The 12,890-nt window shown below is 64.8% G+C and carries 14 protein-coding genes; 7 read left to right on the top strand and 7 right to left on the bottom strand.

Annotated elements, in window-relative coordinates:
* Positions 1-151: 151 nt before the first annotated feature.
* Positions 152-535, top strand: coding sequence for a hypothetical protein (locus tag P8R42_01930; protein ID MDG2303405.1), 384 nt, complete (start codon positions 152-154; stop codon positions 533-535).
* Positions 536-541: 6 nt separating this feature from the next.
* On the opposite strand, the gene P8R42_01925 is transcribed toward P8R42_01930, so the two are convergent.
* Positions 542-1,210 (bottom strand): hypothetical protein, encoded by a 669-nt coding sequence (locus tag P8R42_01925; protein MDG2303404.1) that lies wholly within the window; start codon positions 1,208-1,210, stop codon positions 542-544.
* 71 nt (positions 1,211-1,281) lie between these two features.
* Here P8R42_01925 and P8R42_01920 point away from each other — a divergent pair, with 71 nt between their 5' ends.
* Genes P8R42_01920 through P8R42_01910 form a run of 3 tightly spaced genes read left to right on the top strand, consistent with a single transcriptional unit; the run spans position 1,282 to position 3,444 of the window.
* Positions 1,282-2,301 carry a zinc-binding dehydrogenase gene (locus P8R42_01920; GenBank protein MDG2303403.1) on the top strand — a complete coding sequence of 340 codons (1,020 nt, stop codon included), beginning with the start codon at positions 1,282-1,284 and terminating at the stop codon, positions 2,299-2,301.
* Positions 2,288-3,142 carry a MaoC/PaaZ C-terminal domain-containing protein gene (locus P8R42_01915; GenBank protein ID MDG2303402.1) on the top strand — a complete coding sequence of 285 codons (855 nt, stop codon included), beginning with the start codon at positions 2,288-2,290 and terminating at the stop codon, positions 3,140-3,142. Before P8R42_01920 ends, P8R42_01915 begins: the two co-directional genes overlap by 14 nt.
* Before the next feature lie 26 nt (positions 3,143-3,168).
* Positions 3,169-3,444 carry a lipoyl domain-containing protein gene (locus P8R42_01910; protein MDG2303401.1) on the top strand — a complete coding sequence of 92 codons (276 nt, stop codon included), beginning with the start codon at positions 3,169-3,171 and terminating at the stop codon, positions 3,442-3,444.
* Positions 3,445-3,523: 79 nt separating this feature from the next.
* On the opposite strand, the gene P8R42_01905 is transcribed toward P8R42_01910, so the two are convergent.
* Positions 3,524-4,186, bottom strand: coding sequence for a GDSL-type esterase/lipase family protein (locus tag P8R42_01905; protein ID MDG2303400.1), 663 nt, complete (start codon positions 4,184-4,186; stop codon positions 3,524-3,526).
* Between the two features lie 15 nt (positions 4,187-4,201).
* The gene (locus P8R42_01900) at positions 4,202-5,188 is read right to left on the bottom strand and encodes an LLM class flavin-dependent oxidoreductase (protein MDG2303399.1); all 987 of its coding nucleotides are present in this window, start codon (positions 5,186-5,188) and stop codon (positions 4,202-4,204) included.
* Between the two features lie 65 nt (positions 5,189-5,253).
* On the opposite strand from P8R42_01900, the gene P8R42_01895 reads away from it, so the two are divergent.
* Positions 5,254-6,426: a CaiB/BaiF CoA-transferase family protein gene (locus P8R42_01895; protein ID MDG2303398.1), complete on the top strand. Its 1,173-nt coding sequence runs from the start codon at positions 5,254-5,256 to the stop codon at positions 6,424-6,426.
* On the opposite strand, the gene P8R42_01890 is transcribed toward P8R42_01895, so the two are convergent.
* From P8R42_01890 to P8R42_01880, 3 genes are all read right to left on the bottom strand, one after another.
* On the bottom strand, positions 6,393-6,740 hold the full coding sequence (locus P8R42_01890; GenBank protein MDG2303397.1) for a hypothetical protein: 348 nt from the start codon (positions 6,738-6,740) through the stop codon (positions 6,393-6,395). The two genes, P8R42_01895 and P8R42_01890, sit on opposite strands and share 34 nt — an antisense overlap.
* Positions 6,741-6,748: 8 nt before the next feature.
* The gene (locus P8R42_01885) at positions 6,749-6,934 is read right to left on the bottom strand and encodes a hypothetical protein (GenBank protein MDG2303396.1); all 186 of its coding nucleotides are present in this window, start codon (positions 6,932-6,934) and stop codon (positions 6,749-6,751) included.
* A gap of 351 nt (positions 6,935-7,285) precedes the next feature.
* The gene (locus P8R42_01880; protein MDG2303395.1) at positions 7,286-9,943 is read right to left on the bottom strand and encodes an MMPL family transporter; all 2,658 of its coding nucleotides are present in this window, start codon (positions 9,941-9,943) and stop codon (positions 7,286-7,288) included.
* Between the two features lie 192 nt (positions 9,944-10,135).
* Between P8R42_01880 and P8R42_01875 the strand changes: the two genes are divergently transcribed.
* A complete protein-coding gene (locus tag P8R42_01875) occupies positions 10,136-10,948 on the top strand; it encodes a VacJ family lipoprotein (GenBank protein ID MDG2303394.1) in 813 nt (270 codons plus the stop codon).
* Here P8R42_01875 and P8R42_01870 read toward each other — a convergent pair.
* Positions 10,905-11,516, bottom strand: a complete 612-nt coding sequence (locus tag P8R42_01870; GenBank protein MDG2303393.1) for an ABC transporter substrate-binding protein — start codon at positions 11,514-11,516, stop codon at positions 10,905-10,907. The two genes, P8R42_01875 and P8R42_01870, sit on opposite strands and share 44 nt — an antisense overlap.
* Positions 11,517-11,635: 119 nt before the next feature.
* Here P8R42_01870 and P8R42_01865 point away from each other — a divergent pair, with 119 nt between their 5' ends.
* Entirely contained in the window at positions 11,636-12,886 is a 1,251-nt protein-coding gene (locus P8R42_01865) for an alkyl sulfatase dimerization domain-containing protein (protein MDG2303392.1), read from the top strand.
* Positions 12,887-12,890 lie beyond the last annotated feature (4 nt).

Here is a 12,890-nt window from a genome sequence, read left to right as displayed (position 1 = left end):
TGAGGGCGACGAGCATGGCCAGAGTTCCAGCGGTGGCGATCCTGCGCACAGCGTCCATCCAAACTTCATAATGCGGCCGCCCGAAGCTGCCAAGCGCCCCTCGAAACCGTGCTTGTCTGCAGGCGCAGCGATCCCGTAAGAAGAAAGGATCATGTCACGAGCCAGCAAGTTCTTTGTCGGGATCCTCCTTGCTACGGTCTGCGGCCTGGCCCTTGTGGCGCCGGCCCGCGCGATCGACGTCATCATCTTCGAAGAGTTGAAAGAGGGGGCGGTGGAGTACGGTAAGATCAGCCAGCGCTTCGTCACCTGCAAGATGGATCCGCCCTATTCGGTCCGGACGGCATTCCTCAAGTACGCGCAGCACCAGGGCGTCTCGCAGCAGCACCTGGAGATCCTCTCGAAGATCTTCGACGACGGGTCCGCCCGCGTCAGGAATCTGCGCAGCGGGTTCTCGGAAGAAGAGTGCAAGGCGAAGATCGAGTCTCCCCAAGGGCAGAAGCTCTTGGAGGACATCCGCCAGTGGGGCGGGAAGTAGGACGCCTTAGCGGGCCAGCGAGCGGGCCAGCGCCTCGGTAGCCGCGAGCGCCGGTGAGGACAGCACCGGCACGCCCACCTCCGCGAGAAGCGGTTCGGCGCGAGCCATCGAAGCCTGGGCGAGAACGATGCAGCCCACGCGGTCTCCGCGGCCGAGGCGGACCCGCAGGGAGTTGGCGATCGCCGCGGCGAACGCATCGAGATCGCCGGCTTCGAAATGCGGCCAAGCGTCCAAGCACGGTGTGATCTCGTAGTCCGCTTTTCGTCCGGCCTCGCGATACGCGTCCTCGAGCAGCTGCGAGGTCGGATCGATCGTGCTCTCCAGACAGACCGCGACGACGCAGGTTCCGTCGCAGCGGACCGCGGCCTCGATCATGGGGCGATCGATGCGAAACACGGGCGCGCCCGCCGCCGCGATCTCGTCCGCGATCGGTCCCAACGTCGAGCACGTGCAGACGACTACGGCGGCATGCGTGCTCATCTCTTCGAGGTGGCGAGAGACGGCGGTGCGGAGATCTCCCGAGAGCCCTTCTCGCTGCGCACGTTCGAGCCAATCGGGCCGGACCGTGTGCTGGAGCTCGACCTGGCCGACATGTTCGGCGAGGAGCCGGTCGAAGGTCTCGATGTGGATCTTCGCGGTGTGGAGAAACGCGATGCGGGGAAGTGGGGTCGACATTCGTTCGGCTTCGAATCTTAGCAGAGAATGGGACCTTTGACCTGCGGAAACGCGGCCCGTAGAGCATCTGCATGAAGCAAGTTCGCATTCACGGCCCGGGCGACGTGCGGGTCGACGACATCGAGCCGATCCAGCCCGGTCCCCGGGATGCCGTCGTGCAGGTCGCGGCGTGCGGGATCTGCGGCAGCGATCTGGGGTACGTGAGGTTGGGCGGCGTCGCGGGGCCCTCGCCGGAGCCGGTTCCTCTGGGACACGAGCTCTCCGGAGTGATCCTCCGCGTCGGGAGCGAGGTCACCGAGCTTGCCCCGGGAACGCGGGTGGTGCTGAACCCGATGGGCGCCGGGAATTCGATCGGAAACGGCTCGGCGCAGGGCGGCTTCACTCCGGAGCTCCTCGTCCCGAACGCGGCCGACGGCGGTACGCTCTTTCCGATTCCGGATTCGCTCTCGTTTGCGGCGGCGGCTCTCGCGGAGCCGCTCGGTGTCGGAATGCAGGCCGTGAACCGGGCCGAGGTGTCGAAAGGCGACAAGGTCGCGATTTTCGGTGCCGGCCCGATCGGGTTGATGTCGCTCGCAACGCTTCGCTTCCGCGGCATCGATGACGTCGTCATGCTGGACTACTCGGACACGAGGCTCGAGGTCGCTCGCACCATGGGCGCGCGTGAAACCGTGAACCCGGGAAAAGAAGAGACATGGAAGCGTCTCACCGAACTGCACGGAACGGGTCCGTGGCTCGGCATGGAGATGCCGGGAAGCGATGCTTACATCGAGGCATCGGGCGCGGCTCCGGTGCTCACGCAGATCATCGAGAACGCGAAGTCGGATGCGCGTGTGTCGATAGTCGCACTCCACCGCGAGCCCATTCCGGTGAGCTTCCTGCTCGTCATGTCGAAGCAGCTGACCCTCGCTGGGTCGATTTGTTACCCGGAGGACTACACCACGATGATCGACATGCTCACCAAGGTCGATCTCACTCCCATCATCACGCACCGCTTTCCGCTCGACGAGTTCGGCGACGCCTTCGCGGTCGCGAACGACTCGAACGCCGGTGCCAAGGTCATGATCGAGGTGAACCCGAATGCCGATCGATAGAGACAAAGCGCTCGCCCACGAGTTTGAAGCGGGGGACGGCGGCTACTCGAAGGACAACGTCATCCTTTACCACCTCGGCGTGGGAGCGGGCGTGCCCGCGACGGACGCGAGCGAGCTTGAGTACACCTACGAGAAGAGGCTGAAGGTTCTTCCGAGCTTCACCACGGTCGCGAACTCCGGTGCTTCCGCCAAAATCTTCAGCATTCCGGGACTCGAGTTCAACCGGGCGATGATGCTTCACGGCGAGCAAGAGGTGGAGATCCACAAGCCGCTGCCGCCGGAGACGAAGTTGCGCGGGAAGACGAAGGTCGCGGACATCTACGACAAGGGGAAGGCGGCGCTTCTGTTGCTCGAGACCGCTGTCACGGATGAGGCCGGCGACGCGCTCTACACGAATCGCATGTCGCTCTTTCTTCGCGGCGAGGGCGGCTTCGGCGGACCGAAGGGGCCCGAGGTTTCGAACGCGAAGCCGGACCGCGCGCCCGACGGTGTGGTGGAGTCGACGACGCTCCCCCAGCAGGCGCTGCTCTATCGCTTGAACGGCGACAAGAACCCACTCCACTGCGATCCTGACTTCGCAGCGAAGGGCGGCTTCGATCGTCCGATCATCCACGGGCTCTGCTCGTACGGCATCGTCTGCAAGGCGGTTGTCGATGGCGTTCTCGGTGGCGATCCGACGAAGGTCGCGAAGTACTCCGCGCGTTTCCGCGGGATTGCGTTCCCGGGTGAGACGTACCTCACGTCGTTCTGGAAGGAAGGCGACACAATCCTGGTCGAGGCGAAGTCGAAGGAGCGTGACGCGGTCATCATCTCCAACGCGGTGGTGACGGTCCGGTCGTAGGCGCGCCGATGCCCATTCCAATCCGAATGCCAGCTTTCAGCGAGGGCATGCAGGAGGGGAAGATCGTCGCCTGGTCGCATATGCTGGGCGCTTGGGTCGAGAAGGGCCGCCCGCTCGTGATCATCGAAGCGGACAAGTCCGAACTGGAGATCGAGGCCTCTACGTCGGGCTTCGTGCGGCACTACTACGTCCATTCCGGCGACATCGTGCGGTGCGGAGGGCTTCTCGGCGTTATCACGGCTCGCGCCGATGAGGAGTTTGATCCGGTGGCCTTCGAGGTCGAGGAGACGACTGGGTTCTAGGCCGGCGTCGCCGAGACCGGGCTCATGGATTGCCGTCGACCAGCGGCGAGGCATGGACCCCCCGTCGAACTGCGGTGCCCTAGTTCCGCACGTACGGATCGAGCGCGTCGCGCCAAACGACGTAGGCCGGTCCCATCAAGTGAAGCCGGTCGTTCGCGTACTCGCTGCGGATGGCGCCGCCGTCCGCATCGACGAACAGCGGAAAGACGTCGATCCAGGTCGCATCGTGCGCCACAGCCACCTTCTCCAGCAGGCGGTTCAGCTCCTGAACGCCCGGAGTAAACCAGCTGTCGCGCGGGAGGACGCTTTGGACGTAGACCTGGGTCCCGGGAGACTCCCGGTGGATCCGGTCGAGGATCGTACCGACGTTCGTCGAGATATCCTCTGCAGAGATCGTCATGGCGAGATCGTTGGTGCCGATCTTGAGGAACACCTTCGAGGGCTTGCCGCGCGTGATTGTCTCGAGGCGGTCGAGAACGCCCTCGCTCGTATCTCCGCCGATGCCGCGGTTCTTCGCGGGTATGCCCGGGAAGAGCTCGTCCCACGCACCGCCCTCGGTGATAGAGTCGCCTAAGAAGACGACGTCTCCTTCTTCGATCGGAAGCGTTTCGTATAGGGACCGCAACCGTTCCTGCTGCATACGGATGAATGCGAACCCATCGGTGATGTAGTAGAGCCCGCCCACGCCGGCGACGGTGATCACGTTGAAGAGGACGGAGAGGCCGATCAGCAACCGTTTCATCGAGATCGACGGGTATCAGCTGGTGGTGTCGCGCAGAAACGGCGCAACTTCCCGCTCATACAGACGCAGCATCTCCCACGCGTAGGCGGGGTCGATCCCGGCGAGCAGCGGGCTCAAATACAGGACGCCGTCCTCTCCGAGGCTCTCGCCGAGTGCGATCGCTTCCTCGGGCCGAAGCACCTGGTACGCGCTGCTCTGCTTTGCGGTCTCGGCGGTGATGTCCTCCGCGTAGGGCCCCAGCGGGCGGCCGTACGCTTGGACTGTCCACTCGCTGTAGGAGCGAAGCTGATGCAGGACGTGCGGGAGGAGCCGCTCCCAGGCGCGCTCGGGTTCCTTCGAGACCCACAGGAAGATCGGGCCGTGTGGCGGATAGATGCCGGGGTCGGGCTTCCCGAGCTTCACGCACTCTTCGCGGTAGGGCGTCCAGAGCCGGGGATCCAACGGAGGAAACCAGCCGTCGGCGATGCGCGCCGCGCGTCGAGCCGAAGCCTTGGTGCCGCCGCCAAGAATGATGGGAGGTGCCGGATCTGGCTTCGGCGTGACGTGGCAACGCCGGCCTTTCCACTCGAACGGTTCTCCGGTCCAGGCGAGTCGGAGGAACTTGATCGTCTCGCCGACGGTCTTCCACCGGTCCTCCAAGCGGCGTCCGTACATCTCGAACTCGGATGGTCGGTAGCCGCCTCCGATCCCGAGGATGAGTCGCCCGTTTGTGGCGAGCTGCGTTACCGCGGCGTCCTCGGCGAGTCGGACTGTGTCGTAGAACGGGGCGAGGATCACCGACGTCCGCAGGAGGATGCGCTTGCTCCGCGCCCCCATCGCGGCGGCGAGCGGAATCGGCGACGGGTTGTAGCCGTCCGGGGAGCCGTGGTGTTCGCCGAGACCGACGCTCTCGAATCCGAGATCGTCGGCCCACGCGACCTGGTCGAGGGCGGCGGCGTAGAGTTCTCGGGCGGGCGCACCAAACTCCGGGGCGCGCATGTCGAAGGTGATGACCCGCTTCATGGCTGTCTATGAGCCGCGCACCGGCGGCGTTGTCAAATCCGAGAGCGACCCGTATCCACGTGCGCATGGCGAATCGACCTGCGGCGCTTGAAGGAATCACGATCCTCGACTTCTCTACGGTCGGGCCGGCCACGCGCTGCGCGCGGATCCTGGCCGACTACGGCGCACGAGTCATCAAGGTCGGCGTTCCGCCGAAGAAGATGGGTCTGCAGACGCAGCCTGCGTTCTGGAGCTACTCCGCGAACCGCGGGCTCGAGCAGGTCCGCATCGATCTGAAGGCACCCGAGGGGAAGGCCGCGTTCCTCGCCCTCGCGAAGACCGCCGACGTTGTAATCGAAAGCTACCGCCCCGGTGTGATGAAGAAGCTGGGCCTGTCGTACGAAGAATTGAAGGCGCAGAATCCGCGGATCATCGCTTGCTCGACCAGCGGGTTCGGGCAGGATGGACCCGCTTCCTTGCAGGCCGGCCACGACATCAACTACCTGGCCGTCGGCGGCTACATGCACACCAGCAACCGTCGCGAGGACGGCGGTCCGCCGATCCCGGGAGCGACCGTCGCCGATAGCGCGGCCGGCGGCATGCACGCCGCGCTCTCGATCTTCGCGGCGCTGATGCGGCGTGAACGAACGGGGGAGGGCGAGTACCTCGATGTCTGCGTGGTCGAAGGCGTGCTGTGGCTCACCTCGCTGTACGTCGATCAGTATCTGGCCACGGGTGACTCTCCGGGGCCGGGGCACGACGTTCTGACCGGACGGTACGCCTGCTACGACATCTACGGCTGCAGCGACGGCAAGTGGCTCGCGGTCGGTGCCATCGAAGGACATTTCTACGCGAATCTCTGTCGCCTCCTCGGGTGCGAACAGTGGATCGAGAGTCAGTACGACGACGCCGTGCAGGATCAGATCCGCGCTGACTTCAAGGCCGCGATTGCGAAGCGACCGCGCGACGAGTGGGCGGCCGAGCTTCCGCCGGCGAACACGTGCGTGGCGCCGGTCTACTCCATCGACGAGCTCGTAGAGGATCCGCAGTTTCAGGCCCGCGGCATCTTCACCGAGGCCGTGCACCCCGAGCACGGCAAGTTTCGTCAGGTCGCCCCGGCGCTCGCGGGCATGGATCGACCGACGGAGCCGGTTCCGGTCCCCGACTGGAGCAAGACCAACACCGACGAACTGCTCGCCGAAGCCGGAATCGCGTCGGACGAGATTCAGAAGATGCGCGACGAGGGCATCATCGGCTGAAGGTCCTGAGCGTGTCCTCGCGCTTCATCTTCAGAACAGGTCTTCTCTCGGCGGGAGGAAGGCCTGGCTGGCACTGCTGCCGGGAAGTCGACGATGATGTCGACGTTCTGCGTTACGGAGCCGGGCCACCTTCCCACGGGGAGGGCGTTCGTCGCGATGTGCGCTCGCCCCTTGTCGTCGATCACGCTCAGTTGTGCGGACGTCGCTTGGCCCGTCTCGTCGAGGAGGCGTAGCTCGACTTCGGCCGCACCAGCGATCGTGCCGATGAGGAAGAACGGGACGAGAACGAGCCGACGTGCGAGAGCGCGCAGCACCGAGTGGCTTAGAGCAAGGCGTCGCAGCTCAGCGTTTCCAGCGCGCCGAGGATGAGTGCCTGGTCGCCAAGGGGGAACAGCACGAGGTCGGCGACGCCAGCATTCAGAAACTCGTTCATCACTACGGCGCCCTCGAAGGTTGCGAGTGCGGCCGAGGGGGCGGAGAAAGTGGGAGGCGAATTTGTGTTCGCCATGTCGATCGTGAGTACTTCGGCGACCCCGGTCGCGTTGTCGGTCGCGAAATCGGTTCCGGGGAGAACCCGAGGATGTTGGTGCCGAGGCCGAAGGCCTGCTTGTACGCGGTGTCGCCGCCCTGTGCCGTGTTGGCTCCCGTGGTGCCCTTCTCATCGTTCTTCTTCTCGGTGCCGCCGAACTCGGTGCAGTAAGTCGACGTCGATGCCGTGGCCGGAAGCGCGAGCGAGATGCCTTACGTGCCGGCGAACGGCGTGGTGAGACTCACGGCAGGTCCCTTGCCGACCGCTTTGATCACCTTCTCCTTGATGAGAACGCTCTTGCACGTTCTCTTCGGATCCGGGTCGAAGGCGTCATTCGCGCCCTTGTACCCCTTGCTGCCGGCGGGCCAGCTCGATAAGGGCTGGGAGAACGACGAGGTTCGCCGCGAGGGTGAAGAGCATCCCAAAGACCAGGACCTCCCCCATGGTCGCGATTCCCTGGTGACGAGAGAGTGCGAGGCTCCCGAAGCTCGCGATCGTCGTGATCGCACTCCAGAAGACGGCCCGGGCGGTGGTGGTTCCGAGGAGTTGCTTTCCCGATGCGAGCGCGTCGTGTGAGCGCCGAACGAGATGGACGCCGCTATCGACGCCGATGCCGAGAAGAAGCGGGAGGACGATCACGTTCGCGAAGTTGAAGGGCATCCGGATCAACGCCATGCCGCCGAACGTCCAGGCCCCCGCGAGGACCAGTGGCGAGAGAATCAGAAGAACGTTGCGCAGGCTCCGCGTGAGGACGAAGAGGAGAATCGCGATAGAGATGAGGGCGAAGGCCAACGCCTGGCGGAGCGAGCGTGCGGTCGCGCGGCCAAACTCGATCAGGTTTACCGAGACTCCCGTGGCGTGGGGCGCGATGCTGCGTACGGCGTCCACGAACTCTTCGCGGGCACCTTCCTCCGAAAGGTCGGCTCTGGGGAAGACCTGCACGCGGGCTTCGCCCGTTGTTGCGAGCATCTCTCCGCGGAGACCCGGTGGGAGGTCGTCGAGCCCGAACGGCTCGGCCGCGAGGGCCATGCGCATGCGGTCGATCTGCGCGGGGAGATTGCCGAGCAGGACCTGCTCGAGGGTAGCAAGAGACGCGGCCGGATCCTGATCCGCCTCTAGCCTGGCGAGGAACGTGTCGAGTCTCGTTCGGAGCCCCCTCACGCTCTGATAGAGAAGTCCTTCGTCGCTCGCGAGGTCGGGGTCATCGAGGAGTGAGCGTAGGTCGCGGAGGGCTTCGATCTGCTCGGCGACGGTGGGAGGCGCTCGATCGCTCGGGGGGGCCTCCGGCGTGTCGAGAAAAAACGCGGCGTCGGCCAGGATCTCGACTTTGTCGTCCTGATCGGATGGGACCCAGTAGTTCACCGTGCGCGTTGATTCGACGAGCTCGAGTTCATCGAGCCGCTTCTGCACGCTCTCGGCGGTCGTGAGGTCCGGAGCGAGGACGTCGGCGTACCACGGAGACGTGTCGCTCTGCTTTAGGAGGTCCTGAAAGGCCTCCACCGACTCCGTGTTCGGGTCCCGCATCGCGACGACGTCGCTGTCGAACCACGCGCGCGGATAGAGGCTGACGGCGACCAGAGCGAGCGCGACGCCGATGCCCACCACAACGCGCGGGTGGCGTTCCAGCGCGGCGGGCGTGGCGATCCACGAGTGCTGGGGGCCCGCCGGAGTCGCGAGCGGTTCATCCGTGGGCCGCCTCCAGAAGAGCAGCACTGGCAGCAGGGTGAGATTTTGGAAGAGGATGACGAACATCCCTGTGCCCGAGATCAGCCCGAGCTCCGCGACGCCGAGGTAGTCCGTCGGGACGAAGGCGTAGAAGCCGATCGACGTGGTGAAAGTGCAGATCAGGAGCGAGGTCCCGACCTCGTCGATCGCGGACCGCAGCGCACGGATCGGATCGGTGCCGTGCCGCATCTCTTCCTGGAAGTGCATGCCGAGGTGGATCGAGAAGTCGACCCCGAGCCCGATGAACAGAACCCCGAATGCAATCGAAATCAGATTCAGCTGCCCGACCACGGCGGCGGCGAACGCGGCCGTCCAGATGAGGCCGACGAGAAGTGTTCCGGCGGCCGCTCCAACCATGCGCCCGGAGCGGAAGGCCATCTGGAGAACGATCGCGACGAGGAGGAAGGATCCGATCCCCGAGAGGCCGACGTCCACCGCGAGGCCGAGCATCTCCTCGTGGTTGAGCGCGGGGTTGCCGGTGATCCGGACACGGACGCCGCGTTCGGGCCCAAGACCCGCGGCGTCCGCCAGCTCTCGGATCTTCCACATCGCCGGACCGGCGGGGAGAAGCGCATCGAACGAGAGCACCGGCTCGACGATGATGACCTGCCGCGTGCCCGGGTCGATTGCCGAGCCCTCCAGCATCAGTGCTTCCCACGAGATCTCGATCGGGAACTCTTCGTAGACGCGCGTGGTCGCATCTCCGAGTCGTTCGAAGATCGGCGCGAAGCGCGCTCTCTCCTCGCCGCTCGTCTCGTCGAGGCCCATGCGGAGGAGGCGACTCAGGTTCGCGATGCTGCCGTCGCGCGTGAGATCGGCGATCACCGGCTGCATGCGGACGAAGCCATCGGTCAGCTCCTCGAGTTCCTCGACCGAGAGAAGGAGAAGGCCGTTCTGCTCGAAGAACGGGTCGCCCCCGGGCACGTTCACTGCTTTGAATTTCTCGGGTTCTTCGCGGAGCCGCGCGGCCAGCTCCGTTGCGGCTTCGCGAGCGATCTCCGGGCTGCCGGCGTCGATCACGATCAGGATCGAGTCGTCCAACGAAGAGAAGTGCTCCTGGAAAGCGGCCGCATCCCGCTGGAAGGGAAGATCGGGAGACAGCAAGCGCTTGTTGTCTGCATTCACGCCGAGGTGCGTGACGGTGAAGAGAGCGAGCGCGAGCGTCACGATGGCTTCCACCGCGACCACCGCCGATGCGCGTCGAGCGACGAACTCCACCCAATCGCCGAGCGCGCCCCGTACTGCCTCCTCGATCCTCCCCACCCTCGAGAGCACGATAGCAAGGTCTGGTGGAGCTGTCAGATGTCAGGACCGGGTGACGGGCTGGCGAGTGCGCCAGTATTTGCGCCCCGGCCGCCCCGCCTCGACTCATCGGCAGTCCTGCACTACCCTGACGGGGTGCTGTCTCGGGTTGGTTTAGGGTGCCTGCTTTTCGGAGGAGCGGTTGCATCGGCAGTGTTGTGCGTCGCATCCGCCGGCTGGGCCGAGTCGGAGTCCGACCCCGTCGCTGCGGAGTCCCCGGATCCCCTGTTTGACGATGATTTCGACGACTTCGACGTCGGGCCGCCCCGGCCGGCCGACCCGTTCGAGGGCGTGAATCGCGGTACGCACCGCGTGAACGAGGAGATCGATCGCTGGGTCCTCGACCCCATCACGTGGACGTACCGCAAGGTCACGCCGAAGATGTTCCGAAGATCGATGCGGAACTTCTTCTGGAATCTGAGCGAGCCGACGACGATGGTGAACGACCTGCTCCAACGCGAGTGGGACGACGCGGCGGTCGCCCTCACGCGGCTGGTCGTGAACTCGACGTTCGGCATCGGTGGGTTGTTCGATCCAGCGAGTTCCCTCGGGCTCGAGCCGCACGAATCCGACTTCGGTCAGACCATGGCTCTCGCCGGGATTGGGCCGGGGCCGTACATGGTACTTCCCGTCGTCGGTCCGTCGACCTTACGCGACGGATTTGGCCTCGCCGTCGACGTCATGTTCCGCCCGTCGACGTTCGTCGTCCCGCTCGCCGATCAGTTGGTGTTCACGACGATCCAGGGCGGTGGCTTCGGGCTGACCACGCGCGAGGAGTACTACGATCAGCTGAAGATCTTGCGGGAGTCTTCGATCGATTACTACTCGGCGCTACGAAGCGCGTATTCGCAGAATCGCGAAGCCGAGATCTGGGATCGACGCGAGCATCACCTCGAGGACGAGGAGGTCGAGGAGGGGGCGGCTACTCCGGCGGACCCGCAGCCAGCTGTTCAGACTTCGAGTTGACGGCCTTCACCAGAGCCTCGAAGCCATCGCGCCGCAGGACCGCTCCGTACTCGGACCTCCGCAGTGCGATCTCGCTCACGGTTCCGTTCAAGTAGCAGTCGATCACCTTCCACCCGTTCGGCGTCTCGCGCAGGCGGTAGGTCAGCAGGGTGTTGTCCTTGCCGGGGGTCACGATCTGGGTCCGGACGACGACCGTGTCGTGGGTGCCGTCTTCTTCGCCGAGGGTTTCGAACGAGGGCCCCTTCTCTCCCACGAACCGTCCGGCGTAGTTCGACGCGGTGAGGCGTGTGAAGGTAGCCAGCCACTCGGCTTTTTGCTCCGGTGTGAGGTCCTTCCCGCGGCGGCCGAGCACCTTGCTCGCCATGAATCCGAGGTCGAAGGCCTTCTTCACGGCGGGTTCGGTCGTGTCGAACCGGCTCTGGAAGTCGCCCCCACCCTCGAATAGGCTCAGGAGCGTTCCATTGAATTGCTCGACCACTTCGGTCTGGGGTGACGCTAGGGTGGGCGAGGCGTGCAGCGCAAGCGCCACCCCAACGGCGGCCAGCGCGATTTTGTAGCTGTGGATCAAGGTTTCTCCTGAACGGTTCCGTGCTGGGTTCGCCACAGAGGCTAGGCGGCCACTCGGGCGGCCGCAAGGTTGCTTCGCTCGGTCGGGCGAGGGAGAGGAGAGACGGAGGAATATTCCCTATGAGTGCGCCGATATACCGCGCCCGTCCGAACGCGTTCGACATCAAGCCCGCGTCCCAGACCGAGACGCAGAAGGTGAACGACTTTATCCACCTCTCGGAGGGGCTGTCGAACAGCTACATGATCTCGACATCCGAAGGTCGCATCGTGATCAACACCGGGATGGGCTTCGAAGCCCCGGTCCACAAGGATGTGTACGACAAGGCGGACTCGTCGGCGACGCGCTACATCTTGCTCACGCAGGGGCACGTCGACCACGTCGGCGGGGTCGATCACTTTCGAGAAGACGGGACGGACGTCGTCGCGCAGGCGAACAATCCCGAGCACCAGGAGTACGACGCTCGGATCCAGACGTTCCGGACGATGCGAAGCTTCTTCGCCTTCGCGGAAGCAATCACGGCGGCGGGGCGCATGCCCGGTGCGAAGAAGCCGGCCAAGCAATCGATTCCGACTCCGACGATCCTGTTCGACGACCATCACCGACTGGAGCTCGGCGGGCTCGAGATCGAATTGTTCGCCACGCCGGGCGGCGAGACAAGAGACTCGTTGATCGCGTGGCTTCCCCAACACCGAATCTGCTTCGTCGGGAATCTCTTCAGCGCTCTCTTCGGACACATTCCGAATCTCGTCACGATCCGGGGCGATCGGTATCGGGACCCGATGGAGTTCGTGGAGTCGATCGAACGCGTCCGCGACCTCGAGCCCGAAGTTCTCTTGGTGGGACATGGTGGCCCGATCCACGGGGCCGAACGAATCCGCGAAGAGATCGAACGCGTGCGGGGTGCCGTCCTCTACCTCCAGGCCGAAGTCGTGAAGGGGATGAATGCGCAAAAGACTGTGCACCAGCTGATGCGCGAGATTGAGCTTCCTCCCGAACTCGAGGTTGGCCAGGGGTACGGCAAGGTCAGCTGGGATGTCCGGGCGATTTGGGAACTCTACGCAGGTTGGTTTCACGCCTCCTCGACGACCGAGCTCTATCCCGAGCCCGTGTCGACCGTTTACGAAGACCTCGTGGAGCTAGCAGGCGGCGCCGAGCGTGTGGCCTCGGGCGCCGCGGCAAAGGTCGCCGCCGGAGATCCTGTCGCTGCCATTCACCTCGCGGAGATCGCCCTCGCGGCAGACGACGCCAATGCGACCGCGCTTCGCGCGAGCCGCGACGCCCATTGTCAGCTCGAAGAGAAGAGTGTGAACTTCTGGGAGACGAAGTGGCTTCGCCAACAGATTACCCAGACCGAAAAGAAGCTCGGCTAGGGAG

Source organism: Candidatus Binatia bacterium, assembly GCA_029243485.1.
Classification (GTDB): Bacteria; Desulfobacterota; Binatia; order UBA12015; family UBA12015; genus VGTG01.
Note: the sequence above shows the minus strand (reverse complement) of the source record. Positions and strands in the feature narration are given on the sequence as shown.

What these genes read in the sequence shown, in the direction of transcription:
- P8R42_01930 (MDG2303405.1), top strand. Translation starts at nt 152, where the DNA reads ATGTCACGAGCCAGCAAGTTCTTTGTCGGGATCCTCCTTGCTACGGTC.
- P8R42_01925 (MDG2303404.1), bottom strand. Translation starts at nt 1,210, where the DNA reads ATGTCGACCCCACTTCCCCGCATCGCGTTTCTCCACACCGCGAAGATC.
- P8R42_01920 (MDG2303403.1), top strand. Translation starts at nt 1,282, where the DNA reads ATGAAGCAAGTTCGCATTCACGGCCCGGGCGACGTGCGGGTCGACGAC.
- P8R42_01915 (MDG2303402.1), top strand. Translation starts at nt 2,288, where the DNA reads ATGCCGATCGATAGAGACAAAGCGCTCGCCCACGAGTTTGAAGCGGGG.
- P8R42_01910 (MDG2303401.1), top strand. Translation starts at nt 3,169, where the DNA reads ATGCCAGCTTTCAGCGAGGGCATGCAGGAGGGGAAGATCGTCGCCTGG.
- P8R42_01905 (MDG2303400.1), bottom strand. Translation starts at nt 4,186, where the DNA reads ATGAAACGGTTGCTGATCGGCCTCTCCGTCCTCTTCAACGTGATCACC.
- P8R42_01900 (MDG2303399.1), bottom strand. Translation starts at nt 5,188, where the DNA reads ATGAAGCGGGTCATCACCTTCGACATGCGCGCCCCGGAGTTTGGTGCG.
- P8R42_01895 (MDG2303398.1), top strand. Translation starts at nt 5,254, where the DNA reads ATGGCGAATCGACCTGCGGCGCTTGAAGGAATCACGATCCTCGACTTC.
- P8R42_01885 (MDG2303396.1), bottom strand. Translation starts at nt 6,934, where the DNA reads ATGGCGAACACAAATTCGCCTCCCACTTTCTCCGCCCCCTCGGCCGCA.
- P8R42_01865 (MDG2303392.1), top strand. Translation starts at nt 11,636, where the DNA reads ATGAGTGCGCCGATATACCGCGCCCGTCCGAACGCGTTCGACATCAAG.